Annotated in this window: 14 protein-coding genes and 1 pseudogene; all 15 read left to right on the forward strand. The window is 71.4% G+C overall.

Annotated features, from left to right (window positions below; genetic code table 11):
- Nucleotides 1-38 precede the first annotated feature (38 nt).
- The 15 genes and pseudogenes from ftsY to lepB all read left to right on the forward strand — a co-directional run bounded on the left by ftsY (nucleotide 39) and on the right by lepB (nucleotide 15500).
- Complete coding sequence (gene ftsY / locus VAB18032_RS07000) at nucleotides 39-1229, forward strand: signal recognition particle-docking protein FtsY (protein ID WP_013732091.1); 1191 nt, start codon at nucleotides 39-41, stop codon at nucleotides 1227-1229.
- A gap of 6 nt (nucleotides 1230-1235) precedes the next feature.
- Nucleotides 1236-2099 carry an aminoglycoside phosphotransferase family protein gene (locus VAB18032_RS07005; protein ID WP_169804609.1) on the forward strand — a complete coding sequence of 288 codons (864 nt, stop codon included), beginning with the start codon at nucleotides 1236-1238 and terminating at the stop codon, nucleotides 2097-2099.
- A 282-nt stretch (nucleotides 2100-2381) separates the two neighbouring features.
- On the forward strand, nucleotides 2382-3644 hold the full coding sequence (locus VAB18032_RS07010; RefSeq protein WP_013732093.1) for an ammonium transporter: 1263 nt from the start codon (nucleotides 2382-2384) through the stop codon (nucleotides 3642-3644).
- 25 nt (nucleotides 3645-3669) lie between these two features.
- Nucleotides 3670-4008 (forward strand): P-II family nitrogen regulator, encoded by a 339-nt coding sequence (locus VAB18032_RS07015; RefSeq protein ID WP_165521895.1) that lies wholly within the window; start codon nucleotides 3670-3672, stop codon nucleotides 4006-4008.
- A gap of 13 nt (nucleotides 4009-4021) precedes the next feature.
- Nucleotides 4022-6352: a [protein-PII] uridylyltransferase gene (locus VAB18032_RS07020; protein ID WP_013732095.1), complete on the forward strand. Its 2331-nt coding sequence runs from the start codon at nucleotides 4022-4024 to the stop codon at nucleotides 6350-6352.
- Between the two features lie 300 nt (nucleotides 6353-6652).
- Nucleotides 6653-8200: a signal recognition particle protein gene (gene ffh / locus VAB18032_RS07025; RefSeq protein WP_013732096.1), complete on the forward strand. Its 1548-nt coding sequence runs from the start codon at nucleotides 6653-6655 to the stop codon at nucleotides 8198-8200.
- 59 nt (nucleotides 8201-8259) lie between these two features.
- A complete protein-coding gene (locus VAB18032_RS07030; RefSeq protein WP_013732097.1) occupies nucleotides 8260-9339 on the forward strand; it encodes an amidohydrolase family protein in 1080 nt (359 codons plus the stop codon).
- A 69-nt stretch (nucleotides 9340-9408) separates the two neighbouring features.
- A complete protein-coding gene (gene proS, locus VAB18032_RS07035) occupies nucleotides 9409-10815 on the forward strand; it encodes a proline--tRNA ligase (RefSeq protein ID WP_013732098.1) in 1407 nt (468 codons plus the stop codon).
- 155 nt (nucleotides 10816-10970) lie between these two features.
- Nucleotides 10971-11618, forward strand: a complete 648-nt coding sequence (locus VAB18032_RS07040) for a ribonuclease FAU-1 family protein (RefSeq protein WP_043719924.1) — start codon at nucleotides 10971-10973, stop codon at nucleotides 11616-11618.
- Between the two features lie 271 nt (nucleotides 11619-11889).
- Nucleotides 11890-12351 carry a 30S ribosomal protein S16 gene (rpsP, locus tag VAB18032_RS07045; protein WP_013732100.1) on the forward strand — a complete coding sequence of 154 codons (462 nt, stop codon included), beginning with the start codon at nucleotides 11890-11892 and terminating at the stop codon, nucleotides 12349-12351.
- Nucleotides 12326-12586 (forward strand): RNA-binding protein, encoded by a 261-nt coding sequence (locus VAB18032_RS07050; RefSeq protein ID WP_175440282.1) that lies wholly within the window; start codon nucleotides 12326-12328, stop codon nucleotides 12584-12586. Before rpsP ends, VAB18032_RS07050 begins: the two co-directional genes overlap by 26 nt.
- A gap of 2 nt (nucleotides 12587-12588) precedes the next feature.
- Nucleotides 12589-13149, forward strand: a complete 561-nt coding sequence (gene rimM / locus VAB18032_RS07055; RefSeq protein ID WP_193386311.1) for a ribosome maturation factor RimM — start codon at nucleotides 12589-12591, stop codon at nucleotides 13147-13149.
- Nucleotides 13150-13167: 18 nt separating this feature from the next.
- Nucleotides 13168-13941: a tRNA (guanosine(37)-N1)-methyltransferase TrmD gene (gene trmD, locus VAB18032_RS07060; RefSeq protein WP_013732103.1), complete on the forward strand. Its 774-nt coding sequence runs from the start codon at nucleotides 13168-13170 to the stop codon at nucleotides 13939-13941.
- 144 nt (nucleotides 13942-14085) lie between these two features.
- Nucleotides 14086-14442: a 50S ribosomal protein L19 gene (gene rplS, locus VAB18032_RS07065; protein WP_013732104.1), complete on the forward strand. Its 357-nt coding sequence runs from the start codon at nucleotides 14086-14088 to the stop codon at nucleotides 14440-14442.
- A gap of 183 nt (nucleotides 14443-14625) precedes the next feature.
- A pseudogene (gene lepB, locus VAB18032_RS07070) lies at nucleotides 14626-15500 on the forward strand (signal peptidase I).
- The last annotated feature ends 8 nt before the right edge of the window (nucleotides 15501-15508 follow it).

The raw sequence follows: 15508 nt of genomic DNA on the forward strand, positions 1-15508 counted from the left end.
GTTGAGACGCGGTCGGCGGCATCTGACAGGATTTCGGCATGAAGGACTACCTCCTCATCGTTCTCGCCCTGCTCGGTGTGCTGATCCTCGGCGGCATCGGGTTGGTCGTGCCGAGGCTGCGCCGGCGGCCGGCACCGCCGCTGCCGCGCACGGAGGTCGACACCCGGACGCAGGAGGATCTCGCCGGGCCGCCGGTGGAGGCCCCGGAGGCCGAGTTGTCCACCGGCATCCTGGTCGAGCCGCCGCCGGTGGTGGAGGCGCCGACCCCGACCGTCGAGGTGCCCGAGCCGACCGCCGGCCGGCTGGTCCGGCTGCGGTCCCGGCTGTCGCGCTCGCAGAACGCCTTCGGCAAGGGCCTGCTCGGCCTGCTCAGCCGCGACCGCCTCGACGAGGACGTCTGGGAGGAGATCGAGGACAGCCTGATCACCGCGGACGTGGGCATCGACGCCACCCGCGAGATCGTCGACCGGCTGCGCGAGCGGACCCGGGTGCTGGGCACCCGCTCGGCCGCCGAACTGCGTGCCCTGCTCGCCGCCGAACTGGTGAACGCGCTCGACCCGGAGCTGGACCGCTCGCTGCGCACCACCCCCAAGGAGGGCGTGCCGGCGGTGCTGCTGGTGGTGGGGGTCAACGGCGCCGGCAAGACCACCACCTGCGGCAAGATCGCCCGGGTGCTCATCGCCGACGGTCGCAGCGTGCTGCTCGGCGCGGCCGACACCTTCCGGGCCGCCGCCGCCGACCAGTTGGAGACCTGGGCGGGACGGGTCGGCGCGGAGACCGTCCGGGGCCCGGAGGGCGCCGACCCGGCCAGCGTCGCGTTCGACGCGGTCCGGCGGGGTATCGACACCGGCGTGGACACCGTGCTCGTGGACACCGCCGGCCGGCTGCAGAACAAGGTCGGCCTGATGGACGAGCTGGGCAAGGTCAAGCGGGTGGTGGAGAAGCACGGCCCGATCGACGAGACCCTGCTCATCCTCGACGCCACCACCGGGCAGAACGGTCTGGAGCAGGCCCGCGTCTTCACCGAGGTGGTGAACGTCACCGGAGTGGTGCTGACCAAGCTCGACGGCACCGCCAAGGGCGGCATCGTGATCGCCGTGCAGCGCAAGCTCGGCATCCCGGTGAAGCTGGTCGGGCTCGGCGAGGGCCCGGACGACCTGGCGCCGTTCGACCCCGCGCAGTTCGTCGACGCGCTGCTGGGCACCGAAGCCCCCGGTCCGGCCGCGTAACCTCGGGTGACCAGAGACAATCGCGCGTACGCGGGCTGGCGCGACCCGAGCCACCCGTCGCAGCGCCTCGGGAGACCGTACGTGACTTCGCAGGAGATCCCCCTGCACGGCGGCAACGTGAGCACCGTGGTGCGGGTCGGCGACACGGTCCGGCGCAACGCCGGACCGTGGACGCCGTCGGTGCACGCCCTGCTGCGCCACCTGGAGTACGTGGGCTTCACCGGTGCCCCCCGCGCGCTCGGCATGGACGAGCGCAACCGGGAGGTGCTGTCGTACCTGGAGGGGGAGTGCGGGGAATACCCGCTGGCCCCGCACTGGGTCACCGACGAGGCGCTGGTCACCGTCGCCACCATGCTGCGGATGTTCCACGACGCCCAGTACGGCTTCGCGCCGCCGGCGAACGCGGTGTGGCGCTCGTTCGGGCCGCCGCCACCGGACACCGAGGTCATCTGCCACCACGACGCCGCGCCGCACAACGTGATCTGGCGTCCGGACGGCACCCTCGGGCTGATCGACTTCGACCTCGCCTCACCCGGCGCGCGGATCTACGACGTGGCGTACGCGGCCTGGACCTGGGTGCCGATCTTCTCCGACCGGGATTCGATCACCCTGGGCTGGAAGCGTCCGGACCGGCCGCGCCGGTTGCGGCTGTTCGCCGACGCGTACGGGTTGATCCCCCGCGACCGCCACCGGCTGATCGGGACCATCCGCAAGCGGATCATCGACCACGTCGAGGGCATCCGGCGGATGGCTGCGGCGGGGGAGCCGGCCTTCGTGCGGATCGTGCACAAGGGCCACCTGCGCCGGCCGATGCGCGATCTTCGACTGCTCGATTACGAGCGGCGTGCCCTGGAATCCGCCCTGCAGTAACCCGTCGGGGGGATAGACCATCACCAAATGGCTGATCCACCCCCGTCGAAGCGTGGAGCTGTGCGGTTTTCTTCACACGTCCGAAACAAGCCGTGACGCACCGGAAACCAGTCGGGGCCCCTCGTCGAAACAGCCGACGACGAGAGTTCCGGCCAACCGGCGTACGGGCGATGCTGCGCGATGCCGGGAGGGAGGGAAAACGACCCGAGAGGAGGCAGCGTGCCGGAGCTAGATTCTGGTGCCACCGCCTGGATTTTGACTTCTGCCGCGCTGGTGTTGCTCATGACGCCCGGCCTGGCGCTGTTCTACGGCGGCATGACGCGATCCAAGTCCGTGCTCAACATGATGATGATGAGCTTCGGCGCGATCGGCCTGGTCAGCCTGTTGTGGGTGTTCTACGGCTACAGCATCGCATTCGGCGAGGACATCGGCGGGATCACCGGTGATCTCTCCGCCGCCGGTCTGCGTGGCATGTTGGAGAGCGGCACCGAGGGCGGCATTCCCGATCTGCTGTTCGCCGGTTTCCAGCTGATGTTCGCCGTGATCACCGTCGCTCTGATCAGCGGTGCGATCGCCGACCGGGCCAAGTTCGGCCCGTGGCTGCTCTTCGCCGGGCTGTGGGCCACCCTGGTCTACTTCCCGGTCGCGCACTGGGTCTGGGGCGGCGGCTGGATCATGGAGCTCGGCGTGCTCGACTTCGCCGGTGGTACGGCGGTGCACATCAACGCCGGTGCCGCCGCGCTCGCTCTGGCGCTCGTACTCGGCAAGCGGGTTGGCTGGCCGAAGGACAAGTTCAAGCCGCACAACCTGCCGATGGTGCTCCTCGGCGCGGGTCTGCTGTGGTTCGGCTGGTTCGGCTTCAACGCCGGCTCCGCCGGCGCGGCCAACGGCACCGCCGCCATCTCGCTGATCAACACCCAGGTCGCCACCGCCGCCGCGGTGCTCGGCTGGATCGTGGTCGAGTGGCTGCGCGACGGCAAGCCGACCACCCTGGGTGCGGCCTCCGGCGCGGTCGCCGGTCTGGTCGGCATCACCCCCGCCTGTGCGTTCCTGGAGCCGCTGGGCGCCATCGCCCTCGGCCTGATCGCCGGTGCGATCTGCGCGCTCGCCGTCGGCATGAAGTACAAGCTCAAGTACGACGACTCGCTCGACGTGGTCGCCGTGCACATGGTCGGCGGCATCATCGGCTCGCTGCTCATCGGTTTCCTGGCCATCGAGGTGCTGGCCGGTGAGGGCAACGACGGTCTGCTCTACGGCGGCGGCATCAAGCTGCTGGGTCTGCAGGCGGTCGGCGTCATCGCGGTGCTTGTCTACTCTTTCGTGGTCGCGTACATCATCGGGTTCGCGATCGAGAAGACCATCGGCTTCCGGGCCAGCGCCGAGGCCGAGGTCGAGGGCATCGACAACGCCGAGCACGCCGAGAGCGCGTACGAGTTCAGCTCCACGAGTGGTGGTGGCGGGGCTTTCGCCGCCGCGGGTATCGCTTCCTCGGCCAAGCCGAAGAGTGAGCCCACCGAAGCGGTAAGCGAAAAGGTCGCCGGCTAACGTTCGTGAGATGGAGGGGTTGGACATGAAGCTGGTGACCGCGGTCATCAAGCCGCACCAGTTGGACGCCGTCAAGGAGGCCCTGCACGCCCTCGGCGTGGCCGGGTTGACTGTCAGCGAGGTCCAGGGTTACGGGCGACAGAAGGGGCACACCGAGGTCTACCGGGGTGCCGAGTACACCGTCGAGTTCCTGCCCAAGATTCGGGTGGAGGTGCTGACCGACGAGATCGACGTCGAGAAGATCGTCGACGCGGTGGTCGGTGCCGCCCGGACGGGCAAGATCGGTGACGGCAAGGTCTGGGTGACCGGAGTCGAGGAGGTCGTCCGGGTACGCACCGGCGAGCGCGGCCTGGACGCCCTGTAAGGAGACACCGTCGATGACCTCGTTGATCTCTCGGCAAGCCTCGGCTTCGAGCCCCACGGCAGCACCGAAGGTCAACGAGGTCGTCGGCGTACCGGCCGGGATCGGCGCCACCGCGCGTCGGGCCCGCTCGGACGCGTACGACGCCTGGCTGGCCCGGCTGCTGCCACCGCGGCCGGGCGTCGCCCTGCTCGCGGTCGGTGGGCTGGGCCGGCGGCAGTGCGCCCCCTACGGCGACCTCGACCTGGTGCTGGTGCACTCCGGGGTGGCCGGGATCGACGAGCTGGCCGCCGAGCTGTGGTACCCGATCTGGGACGCCGGGCTGCGGCTGGACCACTCCGTACGCACCGTCGCCGAGGCGCTGTCGGTCGCCCAGGACGACGTCAAGGTGGCCCTCGGGCTGCTCGACGCCCGTCTCGTCGCCGGTGACCCCGACCTGGCCGACACACTGATCCGCAGCGCCACCGACCACTGGCGGCGCACCGCCGTACGCCAACTGGCCCCGCTGCGGGAAACCACGGTCGCCCGCTGGCAGGCCCACGGCGAGTTGGCCTTCCTGCTTGAGGGCGACCTCAAGGAGGCGGCCGGCGGCCTGCGGGACGTCGGCATCCTGCGGGCCATCGCGATCGCCGGGATCACCGACGCGCTGCGGCCCGCCGTGCACGCCGCCCACCTGCGCCTGCTGGACACCCGTGACGCGCTGCATCACCAGGTCGGCCGGCGCGTCGACCGGCTGCTGGCCCAGGAACGCGAGGGGGTCGCCGCGCTGCTCGGCCTGCGCCAGGCAGCACCCGGCGGCCCTGACACCGCTCACACCGCCGGCCCGGGTGGATCGGCCGGGGACGGGGACGCGCTGCTGCGCCGGGTGGCCGGTGACGCCCGTACCGTCAGTCATGCTCTGCACGACGCCTTCCGCGCCGCGGACCGGCTGCGTTCCGGTCGTCGCCGGGGTGCCGACGGACGGCCGCTGCGTCGGCCGGTGGCCCGGGACGTGGTCGAGCACGACGGGGAACTGGTGCTGGCCCGTACCGCCATCGGGGCCCGCCCCGACCCCAACCTCTCGCTACGGGTGGCCGCCGCGGCGGCGGTCACCGGGCTGCCGATCGCCCGCGCCACCTGCGAGTGGCTGGCCACCTACTGTCCGCCGCTGCCCACGCCGTGGCCGGCGGAGGCGCGCGCCGCGCTGACCACCCTGCTGGGCGCCGGTGCGGGGCTGCTGCCCGCCTGGGAGACCTGTGACCGGTACGGGCTGATCGACGGCTGGCTGCCGGAGTGGACCCGGCTGCGCAGCCTGCCCCAGCACAACCCGGTGCACCGGTTCACCCTCGACCGGCACCTGGTGCAGACCGCCTTCGAGGCCAGCCGGCACACCCGCGACGTGGACCGCCCCGACCTGCTGCTGCTCGCTGCCTTCCTGCACGACATCGGCAAGGGTCTGCCGGGTGACCATTCCACGGTCGGTGCGCCGATCGCCGAGGCGATGGCCGCCCGGATCGGCCTGCCCGCCGCCGAGGCGACACTGATCGGCACCCTGGTCCGGCTGCACCTGCTGCTGCCCGAGGTGGCCACCCGCCGCGACCTGGCCGATCCGGTGACCATTTCCGGGGTGGCCGAGGCAGTCGGTGACGTCACCACCCTCGACCTGCTGCACGCGCTGGCCCGGGCGGACGCTGCCGCCACCGGGCCGGGCGCCTGGTCGGACTGGAAGGGCCGGTTGATCGCCGAACTGGTGGCCCGGGTCCGCACCACGCTCGACACCGGCGCCGTACCCGAGCCGCCCGCACCGGACCCGGCGCTGGTGGCGGGGCCGCTGCCGGTCGTACACCTGACCGGGGACCGGGTGGCGGTGGCCGCGGCGGACCGGCGTGGCCTGCTCGCCACGGTGGCCGGTTGCCTGGCCCTGCACCGCCTGGAGGTGCTCGCGGCGGACGCCTCGACGGTGGACGGGCGGGCCCTGGTGGAGTGCCGGGTGCAGCCACGGTACGGGCTGCCCCCCGAGCCGGTGGCGCTCAGCTCCGACCTGCGTCGGGCGGTCGGTGGCGACGTGTCGGTCACCCAGCGACTGCGTGGACGGGCCCTGGCCGCACGGGGGGCCGGTGCCGAACCACGAGTGGTCTGGCACCGGGACGCCGCCACCGACGCGGTACTGCTGGAGTTGCGGGCCGCGGACGCCGCCGGCCTGCTGTACCGGGTGACAAGCGCGCTGGACGCCGCCGGCGCCCAGGTCCGCGCGGCCCGCATCGCCACCCTCGGCGGGGACGTGGTCGACGTCTTCTACCTGGTGGGCGGCTGGCCCTCCGACGACGAACGCACCCGCCTGGAAGCCGCCGTCCTCGCCGCCGTGTAGTCGGCCCTGGCGGCGTCTCCGAGAACGTGCTGCCAGCAGCTTCGGGGAAAATGCTGCCTCACCAGCCGACGAGGCAGCATTTTCCCTGATGTTGCGCGCGCAGCGGCGTCGTTGCCCTGCGGGGTGCGGCCCGCACACCCCGCAGGGCGGCGTGGGGGCGGGGTGTGGGAGGGGTTGCCGGCGGTAAAGGGGGCGGCTGGGCCGGGCCGGGGAAGCGGGGTCGGGCTAGGCTAGCGGTGGGCTGGACGCCACCCGCGTGTCCGCACCGTGCCCGCCGAAGACGACGATCGGGATGTTCGCGTGTTTGACACCTTGAGTGACCGCCTCTCCGGGATCTTCACCAAGCTCCGCGGCAAGGGACGCCTCACCGACGCCGACATCGACGCCACCGCGCGCGAGATCCGCCTCGCGCTGCTGGAGGCCGACGTCGCGCTGCCGGTGGTCAAGGGCTTCATCGCGAACGTCAAGGAACGGGCGCGCGGTGCGGAGGTCTCCCAGGCGCTCAACCCGGCCCAGCAGATCATCAAGATCGTCAACGAGGAACTGGTCACCGTCCTCGGCGGCGAGGGGCGTCGGCTCCAGTTCGCCAAGCAGCCGCCGACCGTGATCATGCTCGCCGGCCTCCAGGGTTCCGGTAAGACCACCCTCGCCGGCAAGCTGGCCCGCTGGCTCAAGGCCCAGGGCCACCAGCCGCTGCTGGTCGCCGCCGACCTCCAGCGTCCCAACGCCGTCGGGCAGCTCCAGGTGCTCGGTGGCCGGGCCGGCGTCGAGGTGTACGCCCCGGAGCCCGGCAACGGCGTCGGTGACCCGGTGCAGGTGGCGAAGGCGTCCCTCGAACACGCCCGCCGTGCCGCCCGCGACGTGGTCATCGTCGACACCGCCGGCCGGCTCGGCATCGACGCCGAGATGATGCAGCAGGCCGCCGACATCCGCGACGCGGTCGACCCCGACGAGGTCATCTTCGTCATCGACGCGATGGTCGGTCAGGACGCGGTGCGTACCGCCGAGGCGTTCCGCGACGGCGTCGGCATCACCGGTGTGGTGCTCTCCAAGCTCGACGGCGACGCCCGCGGTGGTGCCGCGTTGTCGGTGCGTGAGGTGACCGGGCAGCCGATCCTGTTCGCCTCCACCGGCGAGAAGCTGGAGGACTTCGACGTCTTCCACCCCGACCGGATGGCCAGCCGGATCCTCGGCATGGGCGACGTTCTCACTCTGATCGAGCAGGCCGAGGCGGCCTTCGACACCGATCAGAAGGAGAAGATGACCGCCAAGCTGATGGGCGGCGAGCAGTTCACCCTGGAGGACTTCCTCGACCAGCTCATCGCGGTGCGCCGGATGGGGCCGATCGCCAACGTGCTGGCCATGATGCCCGGCATGGGGCAGGTCAAGGACCAGCTCGCCGAGGTGGACGACAAGCACTTCGACAAGATCACCGCGATCATCCGGTCGATGACCCCGGCCGAGCGCACCAACCCGAAGATCATCAACGGCTCCCGTCGGGCCCGGATCGCCAACGGTTCCGGGGTCACCGTGATGGACGTCAACCAGCTGCTCAACCGCTTCGCCGACGCGCAGAAGATGATGAAGCAGATGGGCGGCATGATGGGCCTGCCGGGCGGCCGGCGCAAGGCCACCAAGAGCCCGAAGAACAAGCGCAAGGGTACGAAGGGCGGCGGTCGGCCGCGTACCGGTGCCGGCATGCCCGGTGGCTTCCCGGGCGGCATGCCGCAGCTCCCGCCGGGCATGAAGCCGGAGGACCTGGCGGCCGGTCAGGGCCTCCCGCCGGGCTTCAAGCTCCCGAAGATCGACTTCAACAAGCTCGGCAAGGGCGGTCAGCCGCCTCGCTGACCGTACGGCGGGCGGGGCTCCTCGCCGGCGACGGAGAGTGATCCGGTAGGACTGTGCGCATGGCTCTGCATGTGCGCGGTGTGCTCCTGCCGGACGACGAGGTCCGGGATCTGTGGCTGGTCGGCGACCGGATCACCTTCGAACCGGTGCCCGGCGCCGAGACCATCGTCGATGGCGGGTTCGTCCTGCCGGGGCTGGTGGACGCGCACTGCCACATCGGCATCGCCCGGGGCGCGACCCCGATCACCTCACTGGATCAGGCGCGGGCGTTGGCGCGGATCGATCGGGACGCGGGTGTGCTGGCGATCCGGGACGCGGGTTCGCCCTTCCCGTACCCGGAGCTTGAGGATGAACCCGACCTGCCCCGGATGGTCCGGGCCGGGCGGCACATCGCGCCGCCGAGGCGCTACCTGCGCGACATCGGGGTGGAGGTCGAGGCGGCCCAGGTGGTGGCGACCGTGGCCGAGCAGGCGGCGGCCGGCAGCGGCTGGGTCAAGCTGGTCGGGGACTGGATCGACCGGGGGGTCGGTGACCTGGCCCCGGCCTGGGACGCGGACACCATGGCCGCCGCCGTGGCCGCCGCGCACGCCGCCGGGGTACGCGCCGCCGTGCACACCTTCAGCGAGTCGGCCGTGGAGATCATGGTGCGGGCCGGGGTGGACTCGGTCGAGCACGGCACCGGGTTGAGCCTGGACCTGATCGACCTGATGGCCCGGCAGGGCACCGCGTTGATCCCCACAATGATCAACATTCAGACCTTCGGCCACATCGCCGACCAGGCCCGACCCAAGTTCCCCGGGTACGCCGACCACATGATCGCCCTGCGGGACCGCTTCCCCGAGGTGGTCCGCTCGGCGTACGAGGCCGGGGTGCCGATCTTCGTCGGTACCGACGCCGGCGGTGGCATCGACCACGGCCTGGCCGCCGAGGAGATGCTGTTGCTGCACGAGCAGGCCGGCATGAGCACCGAGGACGTGCTCGCCGCCGCCACCTGGCGGGCCCGGGAGTGGCTCGGCTTCCCTGGCCTGGTCGACGGTGGCCTCGCCGACCTCGTCGTCTACTCCGACGACCCGCGCCGGGACCTGCGGGTGGTTCGCGAGCCTGCCCGCATCGTGCTGCGGGGCCGGGTCATCCGCTGACCCGCTGAATGGGGGTGATGCCGCGCCCGATCGCGCTGCCCTGTCCGCCCCTGCATAGGATGTGCGGTTATGGCGCGCGTGCTTACTCCCCGGGCTGAGGACTTCCCCCGGTGGTACCAGGACCTCATCGCTAAGGCGAAGCTGGCCGACAACGGGCCGGTGCGGGGGACCATGGTGATCCGACCGGCCGGCTATGCCATCTGGGAGCGGATGCAGGCCGAGATGGACGACCGGATCAAGGCGGCCGGGGCGGAGAACGCGTACTTCCCGCTGTTCATCCCGGAGAGCTACCTCAAGCGCGAGGCCGAGCACGTCGAGGGCTTCTCGCCGGAGTTGGCGGTGGTCACCCACGGCGGCGGCAAGCAGTTGGCCGAGCCGGTCGTGGTGCGCCCCACCAGCGAGACGGTCATCGGCGAGTTCATGGCCAAGTGGATCGACTCGTACCGGGACCTGCCGCTGCTGCTCAACCAGTGGGCCAACGTGGTCCGCTGGGAGCTGCGTCCGCGGATCTTCCTGCGCACCAGCGAGTTCCTCTGGCAGGAGGGCCACACCGCCCACGCCACGCGCGAGGACGCCCGGGCCTACGCCCGCAAGATCCTGCACGAGGCGTACGAGGACCTGATGGTCAACGTGCTCGGCATCCCGGTGGTGGTCGGGCTCAAGACCGCCCGGGAGCGGTTCGCCGGGGCGACCGCCACCTACACCTGTGAAGGCATGATGGGTGACGGCAAGGCGCTCCAGCTCGGCACCAGCCACGAGCTCGGGCAGAACTTCGCCAAGGCGTTCGACATCAGCTACTCCTCGGCCGAGGGCGGTCGGGAGCACGCCTGGACCACCTCCTGGGGCACCTCGACCCGGATGCTCGGCGGTCTGATCATGTGCCACGGCGACGACAACGGGCTGCGGGTGCCGCCGAAGCTGGCGCCGGTGCAGGCGTACGTCATGGTGGTCAAGGACGGCGACGGTGTCGGCGAGGCGGCGGCCAAGCTGCGTGACGCGCTGCGTGACGCCGGCGTCCGGGTCGCCCTCGACGACCGCACCGACACCCCCTTCGGCCGCCGGGCCGTCGACGCCGAGCTGCGCGGCTACCCGGTACGCGTCGAGGTCGGCCCCCGCGACCTGGCCGCCGGCAACGCGGTCGTGGTCCGGCGTACGGACGGCTCGAAGGCCCCCACCCCCATCGCGGACGTGGTCGGCGCGGTGCTCGCCGCGCTGGACGCCGACCAGCAGGCCCTGCACGACCAGGCCCTGGCCTTCCGCCAGTCCCGCACCATCGACGTCGCCACCCTCGACGAGGCGATCGAGGCGGCCGCCACCGGCTGGGCCCGCGTCCCGTGGTCGGCCGTAGGTGTCGAAGGCGAGGCCAAGGCCAACGCCCAGGGCGTCACCGTCCGCTGCCTGGTCCGCGCCGACAACTCCGTCCCCGACACCGAGGACGAACCCAACCTCACCGCCATCCTCGCCCGCGCCTACTAACCCCCTGCCCCGCCCCCGCCCCCGCCCCCGTCCCCACCCACCCCCGCTCTGCCCGTCGATCTTGCACTTTCTGTCGGGGTAAACCCGAGGAAAAGGTGTATTTCGGCGACCAGAAGTGCAAGATCGCGGGGGTTGGGGGGCGGTAGGGTCGGGGCGTGAGGTTTGAGGTGGGGCGGTTGGTGGTGCACCGCAACGTGCGGCGAGGGCGGATCGGGTGGGTGCGGCCCGCCCGGGTGGTCAGCGACGATGAGCGTGGGCTGCTGTTGTGGGTGGCTGAGGGGTCGGCGGTGGCGGGGGAGGTGAACGCTGCCGGGCTGGGGATGCGGGCGGTTCCGTTCGCGCAGTGGCTCACTCCGACGTTTCAGCTCAAGCAGGGGCGGTGGAACGGGCCGCCGTTGCTGAAGTTCCTGCCTGCCGGGGCGGCGCATTCCGTCTGGTGGTTCCGGGACGCGCAGGGGCGGTTCACCGGGTGGTACGTCAACCTGGAGGAGACCGGCGTCCGGTGGGACGACGGCGGGCTGGCCGGTATCGACATCATCGACCAGGATCTCGACGTGTGGGTCCGACCCGACCGCAGCTGGGAGTGGAAGGACGAGGGCGAGTTCGTCGAGCGGCTGGCCTTCCCGGAGCACTACTGGGTGACCGACGAGGCGGCCGTACGAGCCGAGGGCAAGCGGGTGATCGCCCTGGCCGAGGCCGGTGAGTTCCCGTTCGACGGCACCTGGTGCGATTTCACGCCGCCCCCGGAGTGGGAAACCCCGCAGTGGCTACCCGCCGGCTGGGACCGCCCACCCGTGCGCTGAGTCGCCCACCTGCGCCGAGCTGGCTGTTTCGGTGTGTTCTGGGTCACATACGGGCCGGTTCGGGTGACCCGCCCTGGTCCGATGTGAGGGATCCGGGGTGGATCTGGCAGAATGGCTGGCTGGTATCCGGCGCGTGTCCGGCGCCCTCTAACCCGGGCGCGTCGCCAGTCCACCCGAGCAGTCTCCGGCCCAACCCCACTGTGCCGGTTGGCGCTCACCCGTGCACACCGCCCACCTGGGCCGGTGAGATCGCAACAGGAGCGAAACAACCGTGGCCGTAAAGATCCGGCTCCTGCGGATGGGCAAGATCCGCAACCCGCAGTACCGCATCGTCGTCGCCGACTCGCGCACCAAGCGTGACGGCCGGGCGATCGAGTTCGTCGGCATCTACCAGCCGAAGGAAGACCCTTCGGTGATCGAGGTCAAGTCGGAGCGGGTCCAGTACTGGCTGTCCGTCGGCGCCCAGCCCAGCGAGGCGGTGCAGCGGCTGCTGGAGTTGACCGGTGACTGGCAGAAGTACAAGGGCCTGCCGGCCCCGCCGCCGCTGAAGGTGGCGCCGGAGCGGGCCGACCGCAAGGCCGCCTACGAGGCCGAGGCGAAGGCCGCCGCCGGTGTGGCCGACACCCCGGCCAAGCCGGCCAAGAAGGCCGCCAAGGCCGAGGCTGAGGCGCCGAAGGCCGAGGAGTCGAAGGCCGAGGCGCCGGCTGCTGCGGACTCCGGCGAGCAGGCCTGACATGGCACTGCGGCCGGCGTTGGAGCACCTGGTCAAGGGCATCGTCGACCACCCCGATGACGTACGCGTCCGGATGGTCGACTCCCGTCGGGGCAAGCGGCTCGAAGTTCGCGTGCACCCCGAGGACCTGGGCACCGTGATCGGGCGGTCCGGTCGGACCGCCAAGGCACTGCGCCAGGTGATCGGCTCCATCGGTGGGCGCGGCGTGCGCGTCGACATCGTCGACTCGTACTGATGCTGCTCATCGTCGGCAGGATCGGTAAGCCGCACGGCATCCGCGGTGAGGTCACCGTGGAGGTCCGTACGGACGAGCCCGATACGCGGTTCGCCCCCGGTGTGGTGCTGGCCACCATGCCGGGGGTGGTTCCCCGGGGCGGCCAGGAGCCGGCCGCCGAACCGGGCGAGCGGTACGAGGTGCCCGACGCGTTGACCGTGGAGGCTGTCCGCTGGCACCAGGGGCGGCTGCTGGTCGCCTTCGAGGGGGTACTGGACCGTGACGTCGCGGAGGCGTTGCGGGGCACCCTGCTCACCGTGGACAGCGCCGACGTGGCACCGCCGGAGGATCCGGAGGAGTTCCACGATCACCAGTTGGTGGGGCTGGCCGTGGTCACCCCGTCCGGCGAGCGTCTCGGCGAGGTGGCTCGGATCGACCACGCACCCGCCTCGGATCTGCTGGTGCTCCGTCGTCCCGAGGGGCGTACCGCGCTGATTCCGTTCGTCAAGGCGATCGTCCCCGAGGTCGATCTCGCCGGTGGTCGCGTCGTGGTCGACCCGCCCGGTGGCCTGCTCGACCTCTGATCCCGCGGAGCACCCCTGATGCGCGTCGACATCGTGTCGATCTTCCCGGAGTACTTCGCTCCGCTGGACCTGTCGCTGATCGGCAAGGCGCGGGCCAACGGCACGCTGCGGCTGGCCGTACACGATCTGCGGAGCTGGACCCACGACGTGCACCGCACCGTCGACGACACGCCGTACGGTGGCGGGCCCGGCATGGTGATGCGGCCCGAGCCGTGGGGTGCGGCGCTGGACGCCCTGGCCCCCGCCGAGTCGGCTGCGCCCCGGCTGCTGGTGCCGTCCCCGGCCGGCGTGCCGTTCACCCAGGCGCTGGCGTACGAGTTGGCCGCCGAGCCGCACCTGCTCTTCGCCTGCGGCCGGTACGAGGGCATCGACCAGCGGGTGCTCGACCACGCGGCGACCCGGATGCCGGTCACCGAGGTCAGCCTCGGCGACTACGTGCTCTTCGGTGGCGAGGTCGCGGTGCTGGTGATCCTGGAGGCGGTCGTCCGGCTGCTGCCCGGGGTGCTTGGCAACGCCGGCTCGTTGGCCGAGGAGTCGCATGCGCACGGGCTGCTGGAGGCGCCGATGTACACCAAGCCGGCGACCTGGCGGGGGCTGGACGTGCCGGAGGTGCTGCGCTCCGGTGACCACGGTCGGATCGCCCGCTGGCGCAGGGACGCAGCGTTGGCGCGTACCGCCCGACGTCGGCCCGACATGCTCGCCGCGCTCGACCCCGGGGAGCTGGACAAACGGGACGTGGCGGCGCTGGACCGGGCCGGGTTTCCGGTGCCCGGACCCGATGTGGCAAAGTAGAGGGGTTGCCGCAGTCGTCTGCGCCGTGGACGGCTGCGAGGATCCCCGACCGGGGTCTGGTGTCAGCGACCACCACCCGGGGATCAGTATCACCCATCCGCGCGCCGATTGACGGTGCGCCGTGAGCCTCACGAGGACGCAGCGATGAACATCCTGGACGCCCTTGACGCCCAGTCGAAGCGCACCGACCTTCCCGACTTCCGTGCCGGTGACACCGTCAAGGTGCACGCCCGGGTGGTCGAGGGCAACCGGTCCCGGGTCCAGATCTTCCAGGGCGTCGTCATCCGCCGCCAGGGTGACGGACTGCGCGAGACCTTCACCGTTCGCAAGCTCAGCTTCGGCGTCGGTGTCGAGCGGACCTACCCGATCAACAGCCCGGCGATCGACCGGATCGAGGTCGTGACCCGCGGTGACGTCCGTCGGGCCAAGCTCTACTACCTGCGTGAGCTGCGGGGCAAGAAGGCCAAGATCAAGGAGCTGCGCGAGAAGCAGCCGAGCTGACCTCGCTCTGCGCCACGCCGCCTAAGCTGCGCGTGTGTCGTACGCTCGGGGTCGCACTACCCTGGTCGTACGGGCGCAGCGCGGCGGCGACCCGCCGTGCACGGCGGGTGACCTCCACTACCGCCCGGGGAGTCTCGACGAGACTGCCGGGCGGTAGTCGTTTCTGTGGACCGGGGAGTGCGCGTGGTACAGGCGCTTGACGACAGCGGCTCGGTTGATCCTTGGCGTCGGCGCAGCCGGCGCAACAAGCCGCAGATGCCGCTCTGGCAGGAACTGCCGCTGCTGCTCGTCGTCGCCTTCTGCCTCGCCGTGCTGATCCGCACGTTCCTGCTCCAGGCCTTCTTCATCCCCTCCGGGTCGATGGAGGACACCCTGCTCGTCGGTGACCGCGTCCTGGTCAACAAGGTCGTCTACAACGTGCGGGATCCGCAGCGCGGCGAGGTGGTGGTCTTCCGGGGCACCGACAAGTGGGTCCCGCAGGTGGAGGTGGAGCCGGCCGACGGCTTCGTCGACCGCCTCGGCCGCACCGTCGGTGACCTGGTCGGGCTGAGCCGCCCCGGGGAGAAGGACTTCATCAAGCGCGTCATCGGGCTTCCCGGTGACCGGGTGAGCTGCTGTGACGACCAGGGGCGGCTGCTGGTGAACGGCACCCCGCTGGACGAGTCGGCGTACGTGTTGCGCGACTCGCCACTGGACCTGCCCCCCAACGCGCAGGAGTGCCGCTCCCGGCGGTTCGAGGAGATCGTGGTCCCGCCCGGGCAGATGTTCGTGCTCGGCGACCACCGTCTCGTCTCGCAGGACGCCCGCTGCCAGGGCACGGTGCCGATCGACAACGTGGTGGGACGAGCCTTCGCGGTGGTCTGGCCCTCCAACCGCTGGCACACCCTGCCCATCCCGGAGACGTTCGCCGACGTGCCGTCACCGGTCACGGCCACCGGCGGTGCCGCGCCGGCGGTGCGGCCCACCGCCGAGGGCGGTGCCTTCCTGGCACTTCCGATCGCAGCCGTACTCTCCGTTCTCGCGCGTTCGACGCGGTGGCACCGATCCGGGCAACGTAGGCTCCTCC

The organism is Micromonospora maris AB-18-032, from assembly GCF_000204155.1.
GTDB lineage: Bacteria > Actinomycetota > Actinomycetes > Mycobacteriales > Micromonosporaceae > Micromonospora > Micromonospora gifhornensis.

Bases quoted from the DNA above. Each gene is read 5' to 3' on its own strand.
- ftsY (WP_013732091.1), top strand. From the start codon at position 39: ATGAAGGACTACCTCCTCATCGTTCTCGCCCTGCTCGGTGTGCTGATC.
- VAB18032_RS07010 (WP_013732093.1), top strand. From the start codon at position 2,382: ATGACGCCCGGCCTGGCGCTGTTCTACGGCGGCATGACGCGATCCAAG.
- VAB18032_RS07015 (WP_165521895.1), top strand. From the start codon at position 3,670: ATGAAGCTGGTGACCGCGGTCATCAAGCCGCACCAGTTGGACGCCGTC.
- VAB18032_RS07020 (WP_013732095.1), top strand. From the start codon at position 4,022: ATGACCTCGTTGATCTCTCGGCAAGCCTCGGCTTCGAGCCCCACGGCA.
- VAB18032_RS07030 (WP_013732097.1), top strand. From the start codon at position 8,260: ATGGCTCTGCATGTGCGCGGTGTGCTCCTGCCGGACGACGAGGTCCGG.
- proS (WP_013732098.1), top strand. From the start codon at position 9,409: ATGGCGCGCGTGCTTACTCCCCGGGCTGAGGACTTCCCCCGGTGGTAC.
- trmD (WP_013732103.1), top strand. From the start codon at position 13,168: ATGCGCGTCGACATCGTGTCGATCTTCCCGGAGTACTTCGCTCCGCTG.
- rplS (WP_013732104.1), top strand. From the start codon at position 14,086: ATGAACATCCTGGACGCCCTTGACGCCCAGTCGAAGCGCACCGACCTT.